The 20,543-nt window shown below is 69.3% G+C and carries 16 protein-coding genes; 6 read left to right on the top strand and 10 right to left on the bottom strand.

Annotated features, from left to right (window positions below; genetic code table 11):
* Positions 1–14 precede the first annotated feature (14 nt).
* Complete coding sequence (locus tag FB559_RS19735) at positions 15–1,058, bottom strand: SIS domain-containing protein (RefSeq protein WP_141956997.1); 1,044 nt, start codon at positions 1,056–1,058, stop codon at positions 15–17.
* 199 nt (positions 1,059–1,257) lie between these two features.
* On the opposite strand from FB559_RS19735, the gene FB559_RS19730 reads away from it, so the two are divergent.
* The 3 genes from FB559_RS19730 to FB559_RS19725 all read left to right on the top strand — a co-directional run bounded on the left by FB559_RS19730 (position 1,258) and on the right by FB559_RS19725 (position 3,033).
* The gene (locus FB559_RS19730) at positions 1,258–2,013 is read left to right on the top strand and encodes a GntR family transcriptional regulator (protein ID WP_141956996.1); all 756 of its coding nucleotides are present in this window, start codon (positions 1,258–1,260) and stop codon (positions 2,011–2,013) included.
* A 206-nt stretch (positions 2,014–2,219) separates the two neighbouring features.
* Positions 2,220–2,357, top strand: coding sequence for a hypothetical protein (locus FB559_RS43990; protein WP_185792302.1), 138 nt, complete (start codon positions 2,220–2,222; stop codon positions 2,355–2,357).
* 175 nt (positions 2,358–2,532) lie between these two features.
* Positions 2,533–3,033 carry an Rv3235 family protein gene (locus FB559_RS19725; protein ID WP_141956995.1) on the top strand — a complete coding sequence of 167 codons (501 nt, stop codon included), beginning with the start codon at positions 2,533–2,535 and terminating at the stop codon, positions 3,031–3,033.
* Between the two features lie 40 nt (positions 3,034–3,073).
* On the opposite strand, the gene FB559_RS19720 is transcribed toward FB559_RS19725, so the two are convergent.
* The 3 genes from FB559_RS19720 to secA form a co-directional block, all read right to left on the bottom strand.
* Positions 3,074–4,084: a CU044_5270 family protein gene (locus tag FB559_RS19720; protein WP_141956994.1), complete on the bottom strand. Its 1,011-nt coding sequence runs from the start codon at positions 4,082–4,084 to the stop codon at positions 3,074–3,076.
* A complete protein-coding gene (locus FB559_RS19715) occupies positions 4,081–4,680 on the bottom strand; it encodes an RNA polymerase sigma factor (RefSeq protein WP_246121759.1) in 600 nt (199 codons plus the stop codon). The genes FB559_RS19720 and FB559_RS19715 overlap by 4 nt, the downstream gene beginning before the upstream one ends.
* 138 nt (positions 4,681–4,818) lie before the next feature.
* On the bottom strand, positions 4,819–7,638 hold the full coding sequence (secA, locus tag FB559_RS19710; RefSeq protein WP_141956992.1) for a preprotein translocase subunit SecA: 2,820 nt from the start codon (positions 7,636–7,638) through the stop codon (positions 4,819–4,821).
* Between the two features lie 254 nt (positions 7,639–7,892).
* Between secA and FB559_RS19705 the strand changes: the two genes are divergently transcribed.
* Together FB559_RS19705 and FB559_RS19700 are read left to right on the top strand one after the other, a co-directional pair.
* On the top strand, positions 7,893–8,201 hold the full coding sequence (locus tag FB559_RS19705; protein WP_246121758.1) for an HGxxPAAW family protein: 309 nt from the start codon (positions 7,893–7,895) through the stop codon (positions 8,199–8,201).
* Positions 8,202–8,256: 55 nt separating this feature from the next.
* On the top strand, positions 8,257–9,471 hold the full coding sequence (locus FB559_RS19700) for a winged helix-turn-helix domain-containing protein (protein ID WP_141956991.1): 1,215 nt from the start codon (positions 8,257–8,259) through the stop codon (positions 9,469–9,471).
* 1,176 nt (positions 9,472–10,647) lie between these two features.
* On the opposite strand, the gene FB559_RS19695 is transcribed toward FB559_RS19700, so the two are convergent.
* Both FB559_RS19695 and hpf read right to left on the bottom strand, forming a co-directional pair.
* Complete coding sequence (locus FB559_RS19695; protein ID WP_221640083.1) at positions 10,648–11,349, bottom strand: response regulator; 702 nt, start codon at positions 11,347–11,349, stop codon at positions 10,648–10,650.
* Positions 11,350–11,497: 148 nt separating this feature from the next.
* Positions 11,498–12,196: a ribosome hibernation-promoting factor, HPF/YfiA family gene (gene hpf, locus FB559_RS19690; RefSeq protein ID WP_141956989.1), complete on the bottom strand. Its 699-nt coding sequence runs from the start codon at positions 12,194–12,196 to the stop codon at positions 11,498–11,500.
* A gap of 1,211 nt (positions 12,197–13,407) precedes the next feature.
* On the opposite strand from hpf, the gene FB559_RS43985 reads away from it, so the two are divergent.
* Complete coding sequence (locus FB559_RS43985) at positions 13,408–14,193, top strand: ComF family protein (RefSeq protein ID WP_185792301.1); 786 nt, start codon at positions 13,408–13,410, stop codon at positions 14,191–14,193.
* A gap of 1,203 nt (positions 14,194–15,396) precedes the next feature.
* Here the strand turns inward: FB559_RS43985 and FB559_RS19680 are convergent.
* Genes FB559_RS19680 through mtnA form a run of 4 tightly spaced genes read right to left on the bottom strand, consistent with a single transcriptional unit; the run spans position 15,397 to position 20,508 of the window.
* Positions 15,397–17,142 (bottom strand): LpqB family beta-propeller domain-containing protein, encoded by a 1,746-nt coding sequence (locus FB559_RS19680; protein WP_185792300.1) that lies wholly within the window; start codon positions 17,140–17,142, stop codon positions 15,397–15,399.
* Positions 17,139–18,785 carry an MtrAB system histidine kinase MtrB gene (gene mtrB / locus FB559_RS19675; RefSeq protein WP_141956986.1) on the bottom strand — a complete coding sequence of 549 codons (1,647 nt, stop codon included), beginning with the start codon at positions 18,783–18,785 and terminating at the stop codon, positions 17,139–17,141. The genes FB559_RS19680 and mtrB overlap by 4 nt, the downstream gene beginning before the upstream one ends.
* Positions 18,786–18,810: 25 nt before the next feature.
* Positions 18,811–19,488: an MtrAB system response regulator MtrA gene (gene mtrA / locus FB559_RS19670; protein WP_141956985.1), complete on the bottom strand. Its 678-nt coding sequence runs from the start codon at positions 19,486–19,488 to the stop codon at positions 18,811–18,813.
* A 6-nt stretch (positions 19,489–19,494) separates the two neighbouring features.
* A complete protein-coding gene (gene mtnA / locus FB559_RS19665) occupies positions 19,495–20,508 on the bottom strand; it encodes an S-methyl-5-thioribose-1-phosphate isomerase (RefSeq protein WP_141956984.1) in 1,014 nt (337 codons plus the stop codon).
* Positions 20,509–20,543 lie beyond the last annotated feature (35 nt).

Below are 20,543 nucleotides of genomic sequence, written 5' to 3'. Positions count from 1 at the left end.
TGCGAACTCCCCCATTACGAATCGGTCTGCGTCACCTTGCCGAGGCCGCGCGGCATGTCGGGATCGATCCCGAGCCTGCGGGCCAGCCGTTCGGTGATCAGCTGACCGGGCACGATCAAGGCAAGTGGTGCGACCCACTCCGGCAGGTCCGGACCGGGGAGCGCACGCGTGGACGCACCGGCCAGCATACGGCCGCCGCCGATGCCGTACGCCTTCGCGCCCGCCGCCGTGACCCGCTCGGCCAGCGCGACCGCGGCGGGCAGCGTCGGGCCGGAGTCGGCCGCCACGACGATCGCGGGGGTGTCGTCGTCCACGACCGCGATCGGCCCGTGCAGCAGGTCCGCGTACGACAGGCCCATGGCGTGCAGGTAGCACGCCTCCTTCAGCTTGATCGCGAACTCCAGCGCGGTGCCGTAGGCCATGCCGCGTCCGGACACGACCGCGCCGGGCACACCCGCGAGCTCCTCCACGATCTCGGGCAGCGCGTCCGCGGCCTCGGTCGCCGCGATCAGCCGGTCGACCTCGTCGGGCGCCCGGCGCAGGTCGGCGATGTCGACCTCGGCGCCCAGGCCGATGCCGAGGACGGCCAGCGCCGCGAGCTGCGTGGTGTAGGTCTTGGTCGCGGGCACGGCCAGTTCGTCGCCAGCCCGGGTGACCAGGGCCAGCTGGGCGGCCTCGGCCAGCGGCGAACCCTCGCCGTTGGTGACCGCGACCGTACGCGCGCCGCAGTCGGCGGCCCAGTCGAGCGTCTCGACGATCTCCTCGGTCTTGCCCGACTGGCTGATCGCCACGGCGAGCACGCCGGAGAGGTCGATCTTCTTCTTGTACGTGGTCGCGATCGACGGCGAGGCGAGGGTGGCCAGCCGCCCGGCCTGGGTCTGGATCAGATAGCTGCCGTAGACGGCCGCGTTGTCCGAGGAACCGCGCGCGATGAACAGCACCTGCCGGGTCTCGCGGCCCAGGATGCCCACCTCGGCCACGCGGGGCAACAGCGCGTCGAGGGTCTCGCGCAGCGCGGTGCCCTGCTCACCGATCTCAGTACGCATCCGGGTGGTCATGGGATCTCCTTCGCCGTGTGCCGTACGGCTTGTCCGTCCGGGCCGTGCCTGCTTGCGGTCACCGGGCAGACTGTGATCGCGTCGTTACGCCTTCGTAGCCCTGACCTGCATTGACACGCTAACTGGACGTGTGGTCTAGTCCGGACTAGACCAGTATGAACCATACTTCACTCCCCGACTCTGCTGCCAGAGGTACCCAATGGGCAAGATCGATCCGACCAGCCCCGTGCCCAAGTACTTCCAGCTCCGGGAGATCCTCCTCGACCTGATCGAGGACGCCGAACTACCGGTCGACGCTCCGATCCCGTCCGAGCGGGAGCTGTGCCAGCGGTTCGGGCTGTCGCGGATGACGGTTCGGCAGGCCGTCGATCATCTGGTCACCGAGGGCCGGCTGTACCGCGTGCCGGGCAAGGGCACCTTCGTGGCCCGACCCAAGATCGAGATGCCGCTGCGCCTCGTCTCGTTCACCGAGGACATGCGCGCCCGTGGCCTCGAGCCCGGCGCTCGCGACCTCGACCGCCGCACCACGCCGGCCAACGCCCACCTCGCCCGGATCTTCGACGTCCCGCCGGGCACCGGGGTGCACGTGATCGAACGCCTGCGCACCGCCGACGGCGAGCCCATGGCCGTCGAGCGCTCCCACATCCCGGTGACCGTCGCCCCGGGCCTGCCGGACAGCCCGCTCAGTGACGCGTCGCTGTACGACGTGCTGGAGACGCGCTTCGGGATCATCTTCGACGCCGGCGAGCAGACCATCGAGGCCGGCATCGCCGACGTGGCCGACGCACGCCTGCTCGACCTGGCCCGCGGCAGCGCCGTGCTCCTGCTGCAGCGACGGTCGTTCATGAACGGCACCTGCGTCGAGCTCGCGGTGTCCACGTACCGGGCGGACCGCTACCAGTTGCACAGCGCTCTGGAGATCCCGAGGCGGAACCGGGTCTCGTCCCGGCCCTGACGTGCCCGGACTGCCGAGTCGCCGGCCGCCCGCATCTCGACGCCAGCCGTGCCGTGCCCGGGGCCGACCCTTGCCGAAGCAGGCGCTGAACCTTTCGGTCCGCATCTCGTATGCGTAAGTAGTCGGCTGAACACAGCGACTGCTTTTTCCTCTACGAGAAGGAGTACCCCTCCTTCGTCGAGCCGCCCGGCAACTGCTGGCACACCGTGCTCAGCGGCGCCGACAGCGATGAGGCGGTGGGCTACCGGCTCGTCAACGGGCAGTGGCTGGCGGTCGTCACGAGGTATTTCAGTGATGACCCCGGCGGGGGCGACGTGGGACACGGGGTCGAGCTGGACTTCTGAGCCGCCCTCGGCCCGGACGCATGTGAACGGCCCCGGGCGCCGGCCCGGGGCCGTTAGGTGCCGGGTCTCGTCCCGGCCGTGACCTGTCCGCATCCGGCCACGACGTATCAATTCGCGCTCTGAGCCCTCTTTGTGGCTGCCGCCGCGTGGCGGCCGTCACCTCCGGAGGTTCGCGATGCGCAAACGACCACCCGTACGCCGCCCGGCCCTGATCCGGCTCATCCCGTACGGCGGGCAGGTCCCGATGGGGATCGCGGTGTACGGGTCCCTGGCGGTCGCCCTGGACTCCGGCCCTCCACCCGGGCGCGTGCCCCGGCCGGTGCTCGGCGTCGTACGCGAGGGCTGCCCGGACCGGCCGACGGCCTTACGTGCCGAGGCGCGGCTGATCGCCCAGCTCGTCCTGGACGTACTGGCCGGCGTGCGGCCCTACCACCATCTGGCGGGGCGCACGACCCCGTCGCTGTTCGAGCGGCTCGAGTCCCTCGCCGCTCGCGTCCCGGGCCGGGCCGCGCCGAAGCTGAGCCGGCTCCGGGTCTGCGAGCCCGCACCAGGTGTGGCCGAGGTCGCGGTGGTCGCGACCTTCGGGCATCGCGTCCAGGCCCTGGCCCTGCGGCTGGAGCACGAACGGGGCCGATGGCGGTGCGCCGCCGTCGAGACGACCGTGCCACCCGGATGAGAGCCGCGAGGGCCTTCCCCCGGAGGGAAGGCCCTCGCGTTCAGCGCTGTCCAGGACCGTCGACCACGCGCCCGTCCAGGTCCGCCGAGTCGTTCAGCACCTCACCTGCGTGTCGCCAGACCTTCCCCTTCAAGATCTCGTCCTCGGTGAGGGTCATCCGTACGCCGAGGAAGCGATACGTCTTCCGGTCCAGGATGATCTGCTGGAGACTGCCCTGGTCGGCCCGGGTCACCGCCACGCCGGGACGCCCGGCCAGGTCCTTCACTCCCGGGACGACCGTGACGCCGGGAATCCTGGCGAGGGCCCGGTAGAGCGCCGCGTTCGTCTTCGGCGGGACGAGTTTGTCGTCATCGAGGATCTGTTCGATCCGCCCGAAGCTCCTCCGGCCGTTCCCGGAGTCCTTCGTGTCGTGCCGGATCTTCGCGAGCAGTGCGACCGGGTCGGTGGGCAGCGTGGCCACGTAGTCATAGAGCGCGCGTGGCGAACTCCTCCAGATCGCGGGGCCGGACACGGCTCCGTGACCGCGCCGGGGCCTGAGCTTTTCTCCCGGGCGGAGGACGTCCTGCGTCTCCAGCGGTGAGCCCTGCGTGGAGGACGCGATCTCCCTGCCGTCGAACCTCCACCACTGCTCGACCTTGACCTTGCCTCTCAGCGTCCCGATCGTGTTGCCCGGGGCGATGGCCCAGTTCTTGAGCTGCGGACTGTAGACCCACTGGTCCGGCCTCGGCCGGGGGACCGTCTGCCGCTCGACCTGCTGAGCCGCCAGTTCCAGCACGCGGGCGGGCCGGCCGTCACCCGGTGTCAGCGTCATCGGCGGCGTGGACCGGCCGGTCTGGGTCACGGCGACCGCCACGGCCGTACCGGCCGCCACCACCCCGACGGCCGCGAGCCGCCAGGCGACGTGCCGGCGCGGCGTCCGTGGGCCGGTCCGCGCCGGCGGCGCGTCGAACTCGGCGTGCAGGCGGGCCCATGCCCGCGCCTTCACCGCGGGGTCGGACCGCGGGCCGGCCGGACGGGCGCGGCGGACGAGCCCGATCTCCTGGTCGTTCATTCCGGTGCCTCCCGAAGAGATGTCGGGTCGATGTCGCCGAACGCCCGGCGGATCTTCTTGCGGACGCGGTGGAGGCGCGACCGGACCGTGCCCATGGGCACGCCGAGCGCTTCCGCGGCCTCCTCGTACGTCAGGTCCGCCCAGGCGATCAGGAGGAGCAGGTCACGCTCGCCGGCCGGCAGACCGGCCAGCACCGAGGCGACGCGGGGGCCGAGTCGCTCCGCGGTCACCCGTGCGTCGCTGCTGTCGGTGAAGGACGCGCTCACCCGGTCCGCGCCGGTCCGCGCCAGTAGCCGGTGGCGGCGGCGTTCGGCCCGGCGGTGCTGGCCGATGAGGTTGGTCGCGATGCCGTACAGCCAGGGCCGGGCGTCCGTCCTCGTCAGGTCGTAGCGCCCGCGGTTGCGGAAGGCGACGGTGAAGGTCTCGGCGCCAACGTCCTCGGCCGGCTCCGGACCCAGCCTTCGCGCGATGTAGCGGTGTATCTCGTCCCAGTGCCGATGGAAGATCTCGGCGAACCTCTCCGGGTCCGTGAGGGACGCGCTGATCGTCCTGCTGTCGTGCACCTCCCCGGCGCCTGGAGATGTTTTGATCGCCACCGTTTCTCCTCTCGGCGCGGATGCGTCGGTCATCAGGTACTTGGTGCGATCACGCCGTCCTGTTCCCTTTTTCTTTCTGAGACGCCGACGGCCCCGGGGGGATCCCCCGGGGCCGGTCGGTCTTGCGGTGCTACACGATCAACTGTTTCGCGGGTCACCGTGGCAGCGCTTGAACTTCTTGCCCGAACCACAGGGGCAGGGGTCGTTGCGCGAGACCCCGACGTAGGCGTCTTCGCCGTTGTCGGTGTGGGTCTCGACGCCACCCTCGCCGTCGACGGTGGGGGCGCTGTAGCTCAGGCCCTGCGGCCGGCTGGACTCGTCCAGGCCCTTGGCGACGATCTCGGGGGTGTCCTCGGCGGTCTCTGCCGTCTCGGCGGTGTCGGTCAGCTGGACCGGGGCCGCGCCGACGCCGGCGACGGCCGACTGCTGCTCCTCGTCGGCGATCTCCACCTCGAGGTTGAACAGGTAGCCGACCGACTCCTCCTTGATGCCCTCGAGCATCGCGGTGAACATGTCGTAACCCTCGCGCTGGTATTCGACCAGCGGGTCGCGCTGAGCCATGGCCCGCAGCCCGATGCCCTCCTGGAGGTAGTCCATCTCGTAGAGGTGCTCGCGCCACTTGCGGTCCAGGACCGACAGGATGACGCGGCGCTCCAGCTCACGAAGGACCTCGGCGCCCAGCTCCTCCTCGCGCGTGACGTAGGCGGCCTGAGCGTCGGCGGTGATCTTCTCGGTGAGCACCTCGGCGGTGAGGCCGGACTGGCCGCCCTCCTCCTCGATCAGGTCGTCGGAGCTGATCGAGATCGGGTAGAGCTGCTTGAACGCCTTCCAGAGCTTCTCCAGGTCCCACTCTTCGGGGAAGCCGTCGGCGGTGGCCGCGGTGACGTAGCCCGCGACGACCTCGTCGATCATGCGCTCGATCTGGTCGTGCAGGTCGGCGCCCTCGAGGACCCGGCGGCGCTCGGCGTAGATGACCTTACGCTGGCGGTTGAGGACCTCGTCGTACTTCAGGACGTTCTTGCGGATCTCGAAGTTCTGCTGCTCCACCTGGTGCTGCGCGGACCGGATGGCGTTGGAAACGATCTTCGACTCGATCGGCACGTCGTCCGGGATGTTGAGCCGGGTCATGATCGCCTCGACGCGTGCCGAGTTGAACAGCCGCATCAGGTCGTCCTCGAGCGAGAGGTAGAACCGCGACTCGCCCGGGTCACCCTGACGGCCGGAACGGCCGCGCAGCTGGTTGTCGATGCGCCGCGACTCGTGCCGCTCGGTGGCCAGCACGTAGAGCCCGCCGGCGTCGACGACCTCGACGTGCTCTTCCTTGACCGCCTGCTTGGCCTTCTCGATCGCCTCGGGCCAGGCCTTCTCGTACTCCTCCGGAGTCTCGAGCGGCGAGAGGCCCTGGGCGTGCAGCGCCTGGTCGGCGATGTGGTCGGGGTTGCCGCCGAGCGTGATGTCGGTGCCTCGACCTGCCATGTTGGTCGCCACCGTGACGCCGCCCTTACGGCCGGCCTCGGCGACGATCATGGCCTCTCGCTCGTGCTGCTTGGCGTTGAGCACCTCGTGCGGGATGCCGCGACGCTTGAGCATCCGCGAGAGCTTTTCGGATTTTTCCACCGAGGTGGTGCCGACCAGGACCGGCTGGCCCTTGTCGTTCCGCTCCTTGATGTCCTCGACCACGGCCTCGAACTTGGCCTGCTCGGTCTTGTAGACGACGTCGGAGACGTCCTCACGGATCATCGGCTTGTTGGTCGGGATCGGGATGACCCCGAGCTTGTAGATCTTGTTGAACTCGGCCGCCTCGGTCTGCGCCGTACCGGTCATGCCGCCGAGCTTGTCGTAGAGGCGGAAGAAGTTCTGCAGCGTGATCGTGGCGAGAGTTTGGTTCTCGTCCTTGATCGTCACGCCTTCCTTGGCCTCGATGGCCTGGTGCATGCCCTCGTTGTAGCGGCGGCCGTGCAGGACTCGACCGGTGAACTCGTCGACGATCAGGACCTCGCCCGCGTTGACGATGTAGTCCTTGTCCTTGCGGTAGAGCTCCTTGGCCTTCAGCGCGTTGTTGAGGAAGCTCACCAGCGGCGTGTTGACCGAGTCGTACAGGTTGTCGATGCCGAGCCAGTCCTCGACCTTCTCGACCCCGGTCTCCAGGATGCCGACGGTGCGCTTCTTCTCGTCGACCTGGTAGTCGCCGTCCTCGCCCTCGGGACCGTCCGTGGCCTTCTTGAGCCGCGGCACGATCTTGGCGAACTCGGTGTACCACTTGGAGTTCTGCTCGGCGGGGCCGGAGATGATCAGCGGGGTCCGCGCCTCGTCGATGAGGATCGAGTCGACCTCGTCCACGATCGCGAAGTTGTGGCCGCGCTGGACGCACTCCTCCAGGCTCCACGCCATGTTGTCGCGCAGGTAGTCGAAGCCGAACTCGTTGTTCGTGCCGTACGTGATGTCGGCCTCGTAGGCCTTGCGGCGCTCGTCCGGCGTCATGTCGGCCAGGATCACCCCGACCTCGAGCCCGAGGAACTGGTGCACGCGGCCCATCCACTCGGCGTCGCGCTTGGCCAGGTAGTCGTTGACCGTGACGACGTGCACGCCCTCCCCGGCCAACGCATTGAGGTACGCGGGAAGCACACAGGTCAGGGTCTTGCCCTCACCGGTCCGCATCTCGGCGATGTTGCCCATGTGCAGCGTCGCGCCACCCATGACCTGAACGTCGAAGTGACGTTGGCCCAGGGTGCGTTTGGCCGCCTCACGGGCCGTGGCGAATGCCTCGGGAAGCAGATCGTCGAGGCTCTCGCCATCGGCGAGGCGCTCCTTGTAAGTATCGGTGAGCGCGCGCAACTCCGCGTCGCTCATGTCGACGAAGTCTTCCTCGATCGAGTTGACCTGGTCGGCGATCCGCTTGAGCTTACGCAGAACTTTGCCTTCGCCGGCGCGAAGGATCTTGTCGATGACTACTGGCACTCTCGGGAGCTCCTCGAAGCGTTCGTGGTATCGCCGGGGGTCGTGTCCGACGGCGCATACACGACCCGTACGGTGTCATCGTAGGCGAGTCCAACCGTACAGCGGGACAACCGTCACTATCACGAGACCCGGGTTGTCCGCGACCGCGTCAGGGTTTGCCATGATCGTGTCAAACGATCGTGTACAAAGTTGAGCGACGGGCGTGTGACAATTCGTCCGCACGACTACGCGCGTAATCCCGCGGGGAGGGACGCATGGCCCAGAACTCACACGCAGGCCGGGCCAGCTCATGGCTGGCGGTCATCGTGATCTGGATCGGGTTCGGCGTCGGAGGTGCCGCACTGGTGCCCCATCCGAAATGGTGGCTGTTCTGGATCGGACTCGGGATCGTCGCGGTCGGCGGAATCATCGCCGCGGCCGTGCGTATCTTCGACGACGTCATCATGGACGGCCCCCGCGTCGAGCCTGAGGAACGGCACCACTCGGAGCTGACCGCCGCCCGCGGCGAGTCGGGCGGTCCCGAGATCGCCACTGACCCGGCCACGACCAAACCCCACGGCTGATCCTCCCCTTGTCACCGGCCGTCTTTCTGTCGGTGGCGCCCTCTACTCTCGGGTCATGCCTCCCCTAGAGCTCTCCTCCGAGCAGGCACGCCGGATCCAACTTCGCGCCCAGGGTCTCCTCGGGCGTGTCGTCACCCCGTCCCATGGTGGCGGTCTGCGCCGTGATCCAGGCGCGCGCCGGGCGCTCGGTGCGCTTCGGCATCTTGGGGCCGTACAGCTCGACACGATCTCGGTGCTGGCGCGCTCCCACGAGCTGGTCGCGTACGCACGCCTGGGCGCGGTCGGCCGTCTCTCGGTCGAGCACGCCTACTGGAACGGCACGGCGGCGTTCGAATACTGGTCGCACGCCGCGTGCGTGCTGCCGATCGAGGACTGGCCGCTCTACGCGTTCCGGCGGCGCGCGTACGTCGAGCGCGGGCAGCACTGGCACCGCACGCCGGAGCAGGCGTGCAAGGAGGTCCTGGCGCGCCTGCGTGCCGACGGGCCGCTCACCGCGACCGGGCTCGGCGGCGCCAAAAAGGGCGGCGAGTGGTTCGACCGCACCGACCACAAGATCGCCGCGGAATACCTCCTGGCCACGGGCGAGGTGGTCTGCACCCGCAGGGTCGGCTGGCGCCGCGTGTACGACCTCCCGGAGCGTGCCATCCCCGCCGCCCTCCGCGAGCCGGACCTGTCCGACGACGAGTGCGTCACGACCCTGGTGACCCGGGCCGGACGTGCCCTGGGCGTGGCGACAAGGGCCGACCTCGCCGACTATGTGCGGGTACGCGGAGACCAGGTGGACGGCGTGGTCGAGGCCACCGGCCTGGTGCCGGTCACCGTCTCCGGCTGGACCAACGGCACCGCCTGGGCCCATCCCGAGGCGCTGGCCGAGCCCCCGCGCGGCCGGCACCGAACGACGTTGCTCTCCCCGTTCGACTCACTGGTCTGGGACCGCAAACGCACCCAGCGCGTGTTCGCCTTCGACCACCGCCTGGAGGCCTACGTCCCGAAGCCGAAGCGCGTCCACGGCTACTTCACGATGCCCCTGCTGGCCGGCGGCCGCCTGATCGGCCGAGTGGACCCGGCCCGCGAGGGCACCACCCTGATCGCCCGCAAGGTCTCCTTGGAGCCGGCGGCGGTGAACACCCCCGCCAAGGCCGAACGCGCGATGACCTACCTGGCAGAGGCCCTACGCGAGGCGGCCGAATGGGTCGGCTGCGACGCGGTCCGCGTCGAACTCCTCGACCCACCCGCACTCGCCGCACCACTGACCGCCGCCCTCCGCTGACACCGAGCCACGCCACTGACGCGCGGGGTATCGCTCGAGTAGCGCCGACCTGCACAGACGCCCGCGGCCGAGGTCGCGGCCGTCGCTCTCCGCCTGGGCTGATATCTGCGGACGGTGGCCGTCGGAGGGCTGTTTGTCTGCGTCGGCCGAGTACGCGCGGCCATCACTGGTCCGTCCAGCCGGCCGGTCCTCGGGCGGCCGCACTCTTGGACGTGGTTGCTCGGACCAGTGCGGCATTCGGGATACGGAATCATCAAGCGGTGCCGACCACCTTGGCCGGGAACCTGCTCGGGCCGCACGCCCCCGATAGCGCGAGACTCTCCGCCCGAGGAACAGCCACCCGCCTTGTACACGCCCCGAGACCGCAACCGCACGGTCCACCCACCTGACAGAGTCCTCAAACGGCCTGCCCCTGGGCCTGGTGACCCGGACCGGTGCGGCATTCCAACAGCGAGACATCACGAACGGCCCGCCGCGAGAACCAGGAACGCAGGAACCGCTCCTGCCCGCCCCCCGATAGCGCGGGACTGCCCGCCCGAGGAACAGCCACCCGTCTCGCACACGTCCCAAGACCGCGCCACCGCACGGTCCAATCACCTGACGAAGCCCTCAAACGGCCTGTCCTGGGCTTGGTGACCCGGAACAGAGCTGCACGCGGGACCTACCCGGCTCACATCGCCCGCCCCTCGATGCGCGCTGTCGGTCGATGAACAGTTGCCATGTCGCGCGGGCGCGGGGCTGGTCTCGCGGTGCTGCGGCTCAACCTCGGCGACAGAGCAATGGTCACCGCACGTACCCAGGGGCCGTGTATTCGCCCTCAGCGTCACGTTCCGTTGATCTAAGACGGAGCTCGCCGACGGCGCTGCCACGTACCGCCTCCGCGCCGTACCAAGCCGACGTCAGTCAGCCCCCCAGCCGACTCTCACTCGAGGCACTCCCGGGCAACTCCCCATCCAGTCAGCTCTTGCCCGGCCGGCTCCTCGCTTGAGTCGGTGTCGGTCATCCGACCCGTCGTGGCCGCCGGGCGGCGACGGCTCACTCGCGTGGCGTGGATCGCTACAGGGGGGCATGGCGGCGCTGACGAGCGCCGCGCCGGTTGTCTGGGGTTCTCAGGCCGCGGCCTGAGCCGCGGGTGGCTCGATCCACCCGCTGCCGACCTCAGCTGATTCGGCTGATTCAGCTGATTTCGAGGAGCTTCTCGCGTACCGCGTAGACCACGGCCTCCATCCGCGAGTGCAGTTGGAGCTTCTCAAGGATGTTGCGGATGTGGTTCTTGACCGTGTTCTCCGAGATGAACAGCTCTTTGGCGATCTCTCGGTTGCCGAGGCCTCGCGCCACCAGGCGGAGGACCTCCATCTCGCGATCGGTCAGCTTGGGTGCCGGCACCTGCTGCTGACGTTCGTCACCGCGCTTGGCCATGACGGCGAACTCGGTGATCAACTTGGACGCCATCGACGGGCTGATGAACGACTGGCCGTCATGCACCGCGCGTACGACGTCGGCGACCTCGTCGATCGAGACATCCTTCAGCAGATATCCGGTGGCGCCTGCCTTGATCGCCTCGAAGAGATCCTCCTCCTCGTCGCTGATCGTGAGCATGACGATCTTGACGCTCGGCACCTGGTCCTTGATGGATGTGCATGCCTCTATGCCACCGCGGCGGGGCATTCGGATGTCCATGAGTACGACATCCGGTACCAGGTCACCCACCTGTTCCACGGCCTCCTGGCCGTCGCCGCACTGGCCGACGACCTCGATGCCGTCCTCGTCGTCGAGAACCATCTCCAGGCCACGACGGAACAGGGCGTGGTCATCGACGATGAGGACACGGATAGGGTCACCGGCCACGGTGTCACGAGTCTGCGGAGCCTCGCTCAACTCCTCCTCCAAACGGTGCGCCGGCCCATGGGGATCCTGGGCGTGTCGCGGGGGTGAGATCAACGACCGTGTGGTCCCAGGCACGACCCACCGCGGGTCGCGCCTGGGACCAGATTGGTCGAGGTCATGGCGCGGCGCAAGCGCAGCGTCACTCCTCGACTAGACGGATCACCCCATAGTCCCAGCCTCGGCGCCGGTATACGACACTCGGACGCAGACTCTCCTTGTCACGGAAGAGATAAAAGTCGTGACCGACCAGCTCCATCTCGAAGAGAGCCTGGTCAATGGTCATGGGGTCGGCCTTGTGCGCTTTTTCCCGCAGAACGACCGGACCGTCGCCTTCCATCGCGATCGGCACGATGTCGTCGCCCAGGGGCGGGGCGTACGTGTCCTCGTCCCATGATCGCGGTGCTTCGACGGTCTCGGTGGCGGCCGGAGCCGCGGCAGGGACGGAGTCCGGCTGGTTCGGCTCGGCGCCAACTGGAATGTCGTCGGGATCCGGCGCCAGCGCCGAGGCGAGCCTGGCGCGACCGTGGTTGCCGTGGTGGACCTTGCGCCGGTCGCACATGCGCCGCAGCCGTCCCTCGAGCTTGCCGAGGGCCATGTCGAGTGCCGCGTAGCGGTCGTCGGCCGCGGCCTCGGCCCTGATCACGGGGCCACGGGAGACGATGGTGAGTTCGATGCGTTCACGGGTGTCGGACTGACGAGGGTTGTGCTCTTCAGAAACCTCCACGTCGACCCTGATGACCTTGGGATCCAGCTTCTCGACCTTGGCAAGCTTGGTGTCCACATGACGACGGAATCGATCGTTGACGTCCGTATGGCGGGCCTTCACGATGATGTCCACGGGGACCCCCCTCCTCCCGGTATTCAAGAGCACCCGACACGGGGAGCCGGGCTCGACACTCCCTTGTTCCTGATTCAGTTGCGATCAAACGGGGGCAACACCCGCCCGGCCGACCTGGTCTTCGTCCCCACATCCGCCTGCGGAGAGTCTCGCGGCGCTTTCGCCACTACTGCTCTTCTCCCGGTCCGGAGGACATCTGATCCCCCGGTGAGGCAGGTCTTACTTCTAAGCCGCACCGTGATCGGTCGACGAGAAGTCGCCTTACGTGGGCCGTTTCGCCTGCGGCTGGCATCGGCTTGCCGGGCCGGTTGAGACTCGGCGCAACCACGGACCCGGGCGGGTGTCATGTCAGGAACGCTAACCCCTTACGCCACGAATGTCAGGTGGGGACCCCCAGAAAAAACACGGATAGTCATTGGGGGGCCTGGTTTCGGTCCCACCGCTGCCGCTTAGACCCTCCGGATGGGGGCCAGGGCGTGGGATGTGTCACGTTCCACGTACGACCTGGTCAGTATTGTCGGGAGGTTCGAGACGTTTCGCTCAATGCGCAGGTTCCGTCGCAGCCTGTGCCGGTGGACCTTCGCCGATCTTGGGCGGCGGTGCCGGTATTCGACTACCCCGGGTAGCCGAATCCACCTTTATCCGGGGACATGACACCTCCGGCGTGTCGAACGTTCGCAGCCGCCCCAGGTCCCACTTCCGCTGTCAGGTCCGGACCTGCAATCGGCCCCATCCCGACGCGGCACAGACGCGCTACGCGGTATGTGGCAGAGACGCGCTACGCGGCGGGTGACACAGACGCCGTACGCCGTACGCGGTCGCGGCGCAGAGGCGGTACGCGGTCGCGCGGCACAGACGCGCTATGGCGCAAGCGGCACGCGGCGCAGACGCGGTGCGCGCCGCGCGACATAGACGCGGTACGCGGTCGCGGCGCAGACGCGGTACGCGGCGCACGGCGGTACGCGGCGCACGGCGGTACCGGCGCACGGCGGTACCGGCGCGCGGCGGTACGGGCGCGCGGCGCAGACGTGGTACGTGGTACGCATCGCGATCCCGGGTATAGAGCCGTGCCAATCGTGGATCCCCAGTGGAGAGCCATGCCGAGCCTGAGATCCGCCCCCGCCTGCACCTCCGCGTCAACCCCCGAAGGTTTTCCACAAGCTGTGGACAGGACTGGCGCTCAATCCCCTGGCGGGGCAGGCTCACCGAACATGAGCGTTCTCACCGCAGCACTCGACCTGATACTTCCCCAGCCGTGCGCCGGTTGCGGCATACCGCACGGGCTCATATGCCCGGCCTGCGAAGAAGCGCTCGTCAAACCCGCAAGGTTGTGCCTGCCAAGTCCGGTCCCGTCGGGCCTGCCCCCGCCCTTCGCCGTCGCGCCGTACGCCGGGACGGTCCGCCAGTTGATCGTGGCGCACAAGGAGCGTGGCCTGACCGGCCTCGCACGCCCTCTCGGCGTCGCTCTGGCACGCGCGGCACTCGCCGCCGCTGACTCCGCGGGCATGGGGTCTCCGCTCGTCCTGGTCCCCGTCCCGTCGTCTCGTGAGTCCGTACGCCGCCGAGGCCACGACCCCACCCTGCGGATCGCCCGCGAGGCGGCGAAGGAGGCCACACGTGAGGCAGCGGAGACGCAGAGCGCCGTACGGGCGCCCATACGGAGAGCCGGGCACCGCTCCGGCAGGCGAGCAGCAGTGTCATGCGTCCCCGCACTCGCCCACCAGCGCCGAGTCGCCGACCAGGCCGGCCTGACAGCAGCCGACCGAACGACCAACCTGTCCGGCGCGTTACACGTTCGGCTCGACCTGCACGGAGTACGCGCGATCATCGTGGACGACGTCGTCACCAGCGGATCAACACTCACCGAAGCGGCCCGCGCCCTACGAGCCGCCGGAGCGGAGGTACCCGCGGCCGCCGTAATAGCCGCCACCGAACGCCACACAGGAGGCCCGTTCTCCACACCGACCCGGCACCAGGAGGTACGCCTGCAGACCTAGAAAATCGAACCGAACGCCTCCGGCAGTACGGCCTTGGACCGGCCCGGTCAGCCTGAGTCCGCACTGGGACGGCCTGCGGCAGCCTGTGACCGGTCGCAAGGCTAGCGATGGGGCGGAGCACGGGTTCACCTGAGCGCGGCCTGCACAGCCTGGGCCGGCGACGGGGCAGCTCACGGCGGGATAGCTCACGGCCGGATAGGTCACGGCGGGATAGCTCACGGCGAGCTCGGCTCATACGCGAGCCCGGCTGACGCCCGAGCCCGGCTGACGCCCGAGCCCGGCTGACGCCCGGGCTCGGCTGACGCCCAGGGCTCGGCCGTGAGCCTGCCGTCTCGGTCAGCCTGAGACAGCCGGATCCAGGTGCGTCTAGATCCGGCATCGGCCCCGGCGAAAAGCGACCCCGTCCACCTCAGCGCGGCCTGAACAGCCCGGGCCGACCGCGTGACAGCCCACGCGCGGGCTCCACTCATGCACGGGCTCCACTAATAGACGGGCTCGGCTCACGCGCGGGCTCCGCCCATTCGCGGGCTCGGCCGTCAGCCTGCCGTCTCGGTCAACCTCGGGCGGCCCGCCCCAAGCGCGCCTCGATCCGGCACCGGCCCCGGCGAAAAGCGACCCCGTCCACCTCAGCGCGGCCTGAACAGCCTGCGCTAACCGCAGGGAAGCTCACTCGTGGGGGCTCGGCTCACTCGTGGCTCGGCTCACGCACGGGCTCAGCCGTGGGCCTGCTGCCTCGGGCAGCCTGGCCTAAGCGCGCCTCGATCCGGCACCGGCCCCGGCGAAGGGCGGCTCCGGTCTAGTTCTGCGCAAGCGGTCGCGGTCCTGCGCAGGCGGTCGCGGTCCTGCGCAGGCGGTCGCGGTCGAGCTCTGCGAAGGGCGGCTCCGGTTGAGCTCAGCACATGCGGGTCGCGAGCAGCTCAGCACATGCGGGCGCGGGGCAGCTCAATGCACGCGGGTCGCGAGGCAGCTCAGTGCACGCGGGTCGCGGGCAGCTCAGTGCGGGCTTATCGTCAGCCGCGGCGGGAGCGTCAGGACGGCCTCGGCAGACGCCACCCCCGCTCAACCTGCGAGCGGCCGGTGATCTGCGCGCTCGGCCGCTCGGCGAGGACGGACGCCGGATCGACGGCTTCGCCATGCTGGTGCTGGTCGAGGTCACGGCCGGCGTCGTGCTGACGTCGGTCAGCGGTGACGCGCGCTTCGTGCTCAGCCGGGATAGGCCGGGTCAGAGGTGCGGTAGAAGCACTTCCACTCGTCGTACTTGTCGCTCAAGCGGCAGACGTTGTCCGAAGACTGAGGGTTCGAGACGTGCTGCGTGACCAAGAGCGGCGCGCCCGGGTAGGCCGCGACGGCCTTCATGTCTCCGCCCGGGCCCACCAAGGGCTGGATGGCGGCGCCGCTGACCGGCACGTCGTACAGCACGGGCGACGGGTTGCCCGGTGTCACGCCTACGACGGCCAGGTGGTCCGCGTCGCGCCACGCCAGGTCGATCGCGCCCTCCTCGGAGCTGATCGCGATGAAGCCCTCCGCCTGCAGGCCGCCGGACGGGGCTCGGTCGACGCGTCCCAGTTGGACCTCTGCCACCTTGCCCATCTGCACGATCGCGGCGGCTCGGGTGCCGTCTCGGGAGATGCGCAGGGCCTTCACCGGGTGCGGCGCTAGGGTCCAGTTGTCGATCGACACCTTCTTCGTGCCGCCGGCGATCTCCCATAGCCTGGATTCCTTGGAGTTCGACTCGACCGCCCAGACATTGCCGCGCGTATCCCACGATGGCGTGCTGAACCGGCCGTCCTTGAGCTTGGCTTTCAGTACCGCGCGGGACGTGCCGTCGCTCAGGTCCGTCACCGTCACCGTGCCGCCCGACGTGTTGAGGGCCGCCACCTGGCGCGCGTCGTAGGAGACCGCCGGATGTGACACCCGCAGCTTCGGCAGCAGCACCTGCGGCTGCGGAACCGTGTCGAGCCTCGCGAGCCGCCCATCCGCCGTACGCACGTAGCTGCGCGGCAGTTCGCTCGTGCCGTTGGGATCGAAGCTGCTCCACGCGCCCGAAGACTGGACCGTGCTGTTCAGGCCCGGCACGCGTATCGCCTTGCCGTCGATCTCCAGCTTCAGCTGGTCGACCTCGCGCAGTTGGCGCAGGGTCCACATGAGCTGGATGGACATGTTGCGCAGATTGCCGGCACGGGCCTGCCGGCTCAGGTCGACCGTGGCCACACCACCGGTGATGTCCAGCCGCCTCAGCTGGGTGCCCGACGGGAAGCCGGTACGGACGGCGGCACCCCGCAGCCACGACGTCGGCCCCCCGAGCAGCTGCTTCACGAGCTGCTCCGACAGCCAGTTGCGGTTGACGAGCGGGATGAACACCGGGTTCGGCACCAGGACCGGCGTTTCCGGCGCGAAGAAGTACAGGTTCAGCGTGCGGAAGGCGCGGTTGACGTCGTTCCTGCTGAGGAGGAGTTCTTGCGGAAGGTCGGTGATCCGCCACTGTTTCTGGGCGTCCTGGCGCAACTGGTAGGTCTGATCGAAGTTGTGGGGATCGGCGATGTACTGGCCGTCCGTGCCGATGCGGCCCAGTTGGACGACCTTGTCGGTCACCGTCGCCCGGTCGCCGTCGCGCTGGACCGCCGACTGCTCGACGCTGTCGTAGACGACCGTGTTCACGCCCGGCCGCCAGCAGCCGCCGCACGCGAGGTACTCCCGTGCGACCTGGTGCTCGCCGTTCGGGCCGTCGAAGCTCCCCGAGGCCGCCTGGAACGCCGTGACCATCGTCCCGGGGTCCCAGTCGCGGCCGGGGCCGACCGGAATGACACGGACGTACGGGTCGTCGATCGGCTGCTGGTGGCCGGTCACGCGGCCCCCGACCACCTGGCTGCCGGACGGAACGCTCGCGCAGCCCGCCAGCAGCACGGCCCCGAGAGCACCGGCGAAGACAGGCCGGTGAAGGGACCTCATGCGTCGGCCTCCAGCTTGAGCTCGGCGTACGGCGCCCGCCTCAGCTCCACCTCCGGCGGCACCAGCGGCAGCGGCGAGCCGCGCAGCTCGGCGCCCGCCACCCTGGGCAGTGACAGCCGGAACTGCGAGCCCTGGTCCGGCTCGCCCCATGCCTGTAGCCAGCCGCCGTGCAGCCGGGCGTCCTCCTTGGAGATCGACAGTCCCAGGCCCGTGCCGCCCGTCGTGCGGGCGCGGGCGGGGTCGGCGCGCCAGAAGCGGTCGAAGACCATGTGCGCCTCGCCCGGGCGCAGGCCGCAGCCGTGGTCGCGTACGGCGACGGCCACGGCGTCGCGGTCGGCCGCCACGCTGACCACGATGTCCTTGCCCTCGCCGTGCTCGACGGCGTTGACAAGGAGGTTGCGCAGGATGCGTTCGACCCGGCGGCGGTCGACCTCGGCCATGGTCGCCTCGGCCGGGAGCTGTTGCACGATCTTGCTGCCCTTGCGCTCGGCCAGGTCCTCGGTGTCGCCTACGGCGCGCAGGACCAGCTCACGTACGTCGATCGAGTCGGCGTCGAGCGTGGCCGCGCCGGCGTCGTACCGGCTGATCTCCAGCAGGTCGGCCAGCAGGCCCTCGAAGCGTTCGAGCTGGCTCTGCAGCAGCTCCGCCGACCGGGACGCCAAGGGATCGAAGTCCTCGCGTGCCTCGTAGAGAACGTCGGCGGCGATGCGGATCGTGGTCAGGGGCGTGCGCAGCTCGTGTGAGACGTCCGAGACGAACTGGCGCTGGACCTTCGACAGCTCCTCCAGCTGGACGATCTTCTCCTGGAGGTTGGCGGCCATGTCGTTGAACGACGTGGCGAGCCGGGCCAGGTCGTCCTCGCCGCGTACCTTCATGCGTTCTTCGAGCCGGCCGGCGGCCAGGCGCTCGGCGGACTGGGCCGCGAGGCGTACCGGGATGACCACCTGGCGGGTGACGAGGGAGGCGATCGCGGCGAGCAGGAGTACGAGCGCGGCCCCGACGCCGAACAGCGTCCGCTGGACGACCGTCAGGCTCTGCTTCTCCTGGCTCAGCGGGAACAGGTAGTAGAGCTGGTAGCCGTTGACCTTGGTGCCGACGATCAGGCCGGCCGCCGAGGTGCCGTCGTCATAGGACAGGCTCCCGTACGTGCGGTACGGCGTGCTGGCGAGCGAGCGCTGGACCTGTTCGGACAGCCGGGGCGGCACGCTGTCCAGCTTGATGCCGTTGCTGCTGAACCCGGCGATCCCCGGGTCGTTCTCGTCGATGATGATGACCTCGTACAGGCCTGCCGGCCCGCTGCGCCGGGCCAGCGTGGTCACCACGTCGTTGAGCTTGCCGTTGGTGGTCTCCTGGTCGGTCGGCCCGATGGCCAGCCGGCCCTGGGCCACGCCGACGCCATCGTCGAGCTGGAGCAGCGCGGCGCGTTCTTTGGCCTCCAGCAGGGCGTTGGTGATCTGCTGCATCAGGAAGACGCCCAGCACGACCACGACGACGCCGGATATGACCAGCGTCGTCGTGACCACGCGTACGCGGATCGAGCGGCGCCAGCTGGTCTTGGCCGTGCCGAGGCCGGCCCGGGCCATGCGGCGAACCACACGCAGGCCTCGCTGAGCCGTCGCCTTCAAGGGGATCCGCACGGTCATGGCCGGGGGCACACGGGGCCGGGCGCTAGGCCGGGCCCGCCTTGTACCCGACGCCGCGTACCGTGACGACGATCTCCGGGTGCTCAGGATCCTTTTCGATCTTTGCTCGTAGCCGCTGGACGTGCACGTTGACCAGCCGCGTGTCGGCGGCGTGACGGTAGCCCCAGACCTGCTCGAGCAGGACCTCGCGGGTGAAGACCTGGCGCGGCTTGCGTGCCAGCGCCACGAGGAGGTCGAACTCCAGAGGAGTGAGCGGAATGTGCCGGTCGCCTCGCTTGACCGAGTGACCGGCCACGTCGATCGCGATGTCGCCGATCTGCAGCAGCTCCGGTGTCGGGTCGTCGGTGCGGCGAAGCCGTGCGCGGACGCGCGCCACGAGCTCCTTGGGCTTGAAGGGCTTGACGATGTAGTCGTCCGCGCCCGATTCGAGACCGAGAACCACGTCGACCGTGTCGCTCTTGGCTGTGAGCATCACGATCGGCACACCGGTTTCGGCCCGGATCTGACGGCACACGTCGATGCCGTCGATGCCGGGCAGCATCAGGTCGAGCAGCACGAGATCCGGGCGCGTCTCCCTGAATGCCTCGAGTGCCTTGTCACCGTCATGCACGAACGACGGTTCGAAACCCTCTCCCCGGAGCACGATGCCCAGCATCTCAGCCAAAGCGAGGTCGTCATCGACGACCAGCACGCGTCCTTTCATGTACCCTCATTGTCCGGCGTTGTCAGAGGCGGTCCCCCCAAGCAGGCCAAGGTTACCCCCGTTCGCCCGTGTAATGACCCCTTGCTCGGTGACGATCGCTGTTACCAGATGTCCGGGCGTCACGTCGAACGCAGGATTGTAGGCCGGGCTCTCCTCCGGGACCACCCGCCGGCCGCCGATGAAAGTCACTTCCGCCGGGTCCCGCCGCTCGATCGGAATGTCACCTCCCGTCCGGGCGTCCGGATCAAACGTGCTGGTCGGTGCGACCACGACGAACGGCACTCCGTGATGGTGGGCCAGCACCGCCAGGGGATAGGTACCGATCTTGTTCGCGACGCTGTGATCACGGGCGATGCGGTCGGCGCCGACGACCACCAGGTCGACCTCGCCCGCCGCGAAGAGACTGCCTGCCGCGTTGTCCGGCAGCACCGCGTACGGGATGCCGTGGCGCCGCGCCTCGTACGCCGTGAGCCGCGCGCCCTGGAGGAGCGGACGGGTCTCATCCACCCACAGGTGCTTCAGGCGACCTGCCCGGTGAGCGGCCACGACCAGCGCGAACGCGGTGCCATGACCCCCCGCGGCCAGGGCCCCGGTGTTGCAGTGGGTCAGGACGCGGGCGCCGTCCGGCACGAGCGTCAGCCCGTACTCGCCCATCCGCCCACTGGCCTCGTCCTCCTCGGCGGCGATGGCGTGGGCCTCCGCGAGCGGATCCCGGCCCTCCGCGTACGCCGACAGCACCCGCCGCGCGCCCCAGCCGAGGTTGACCGCTGTCGGCCGCGCCCGGATGACCTCCTCGGCGGCTGCCTGGACGTCGGTGCCGAGTGCGGCGGCGAGAGCGACGCCGTAGCCGCCGGCGATCCCGAGCAACGGCGCGCCGCGGACGGCGAGGCTTCTGATCGCCGCCACGAGGGAGGGGACGTCCCGGCAGACGAGTGTGACCTCCTCGTCCGGCAGCCGGGTCTGGTCGAGCAGAGCGATCGCGGGCCCCTCAGGCGGGTCGAGCCAGCGCAGCGCTTTCATGCCCCGATTTTGCCCTATTCGACGCTGGGGCCAGG

This window comes from Actinoallomurus bryophytorum (assembly GCF_006716425.1).
In the GTDB taxonomy this organism is placed as follows: Bacteria; Actinomycetota; Actinomycetes; order Streptosporangiales; family Streptosporangiaceae; genus Actinoallomurus; species Actinoallomurus bryophytorum.
This window is presented reverse-complemented; position numbering and strand designations above follow the sequence as displayed.

What these genes read in the sequence shown, in the direction of transcription:
- FB559_RS19735 (WP_141956997.1), bottom strand. Translation starts at nt 1,058, where the DNA reads ATGACCACCCGGATGCGTACTGAGATCGGTGAGCAGGGCACCGCGCTG.
- FB559_RS19730 (WP_141956996.1), top strand. Translation starts at nt 1,258, where the DNA reads ATGGGCAAGATCGATCCGACCAGCCCCGTGCCCAAGTACTTCCAGCTC.
- FB559_RS19725 (WP_141956995.1), top strand. Translation starts at nt 2,533, where the DNA reads ATGCGCAAACGACCACCCGTACGCCGCCCGGCCCTGATCCGGCTCATC.
- FB559_RS19720 (WP_141956994.1), bottom strand. Translation starts at nt 4,084, where the DNA reads ATGAACGACCAGGAGATCGGGCTCGTCCGCCGCGCCCGTCCGGCCGGC.
- FB559_RS19705 (WP_246121758.1), top strand. Translation starts at nt 7,893, where the DNA reads ATGGCCCAGAACTCACACGCAGGCCGGGCCAGCTCATGGCTGGCGGTC.
- FB559_RS19700 (WP_141956991.1), top strand. Translation starts at nt 8,257, where the DNA reads ATGCCTCCCCTAGAGCTCTCCTCCGAGCAGGCACGCCGGATCCAACTT.
- FB559_RS43985 (WP_185792301.1), top strand. Translation starts at nt 13,408, where the DNA reads ATGAGCGTTCTCACCGCAGCACTCGACCTGATACTTCCCCAGCCGTGC.
- FB559_RS19680 (WP_185792300.1), bottom strand. Translation starts at nt 17,142, where the DNA reads ATGAGGTCCCTTCACCGGCCTGTCTTCGCCGGTGCTCTCGGGGCCGTG.
- mtrB (WP_141956986.1), bottom strand. Translation starts at nt 18,785, where the DNA reads ATGACCGTGCGGATCCCCTTGAAGGCGACGGCTCAGCGAGGCCTGCGT.
- mtrA (WP_141956985.1), bottom strand. Translation starts at nt 19,488, where the DNA reads ATGAAAGGACGCGTGCTGGTCGTCGATGACGACCTCGCTTTGGCTGAG.
- mtnA (WP_141956984.1), bottom strand. Translation starts at nt 20,508, where the DNA reads ATGAAAGCGCTGCGCTGGCTCGACCCGCCTGAGGGGCCCGCGATCGCT.